Source organism: Fulvivirga kasyanovii, from assembly GCF_009711405.1.
Taxonomy (GTDB): domain Bacteria; phylum Bacteroidota; class Bacteroidia; order Cytophagales; family Cyclobacteriaceae; genus Fulvivirga; species Fulvivirga kasyanovii.
In genome coordinates this window covers 1-628 of sequence record NZ_SMLW01000094.1, presented here as the reverse complement: position 1 = coordinate 628, position 628 = coordinate 1, and the positions used below count along the sequence as shown (strand labels likewise).

Genomic DNA, 628 nt, shown 5'->3' with positions numbered 1-628 from the left:
ACCAATTTGTTCAAAACCAAGTCTCGGCAGGTAGATACAAAAATGTCAGTGAAGTAATTCGAGCCGGCCTCCGTCTACTGGAAAATGAAGAAAGCAAGACCATTGCCTTAAAAAACGCAGTTCAAGAAGGAGTAGAAAGCGGAATTGCATATGGATTTGACTCCAAAAAGAATCTTCAGGAACTAAAGGCGAATAAAAGAAAAAATGGCTGAATACCACCTAACCAACAAAGCGGTGGATGACCTAAACGGAATTTGGGACTACACGTTTGATAATTGGTCCGAAGATCAGGCTGATATATACTACAATATGTTGCTTGATTTTTGTCAAAAAAAAGCCAACAAGCCCGATTTAGGGAAAAACTATAAGGAAATAAGAACTGATTTATTCGGCCTCAAAGTAAATCGCCATATAATATTTTATCGTAAAATAAGCGCTAATCTTGTTGAAATAACAAGAATTTTGCACGGTCGTATGGATCTGAAAAACAGAATGATAGAATAAAAGTAACGCTTGGCACGAAGCGTTCACCATTACCGCTAACGTACATTTTCCGGAATGACTAAAAGCTTAAAAACTTTCAAGAAAATATGCTTCGAGGTAGAAGCCTTTACTAATCGAACGTGGA

At 37.4% G+C, this 628-nt stretch carries 2 protein-coding genes; both read left to right on the top strand.

Annotation, left to right across the window (positions count from 1 at the left end; translation table 11 throughout):
- The coding region (locus E1163_RS00150) for a type II toxin-antitoxin system ParD family antitoxin (RefSeq protein WP_155168518.1) at positions 1-212 on the top strand (212 nt) is incomplete at its 5' end.
- Positions 205-504 (top strand): type II toxin-antitoxin system RelE/ParE family toxin, encoded by a 300-nt coding sequence (locus E1163_RS00145; RefSeq protein ID WP_155168517.1) that lies wholly within the window; start codon positions 205-207, stop codon positions 502-504. The genes E1163_RS00150 and E1163_RS00145, both read left to right, overlap by 8 nt.
- Positions 505-628: the final 124 nt, after the last annotated feature.

Bases quoted from the DNA above. Each gene is read 5' to 3' on its own strand.
- E1163_RS00145 (WP_155168517.1), top strand. From the start codon at position 205: ATGGCTGAATACCACCTAACCAACAAAGCGGTGGATGACCTAAACGGA.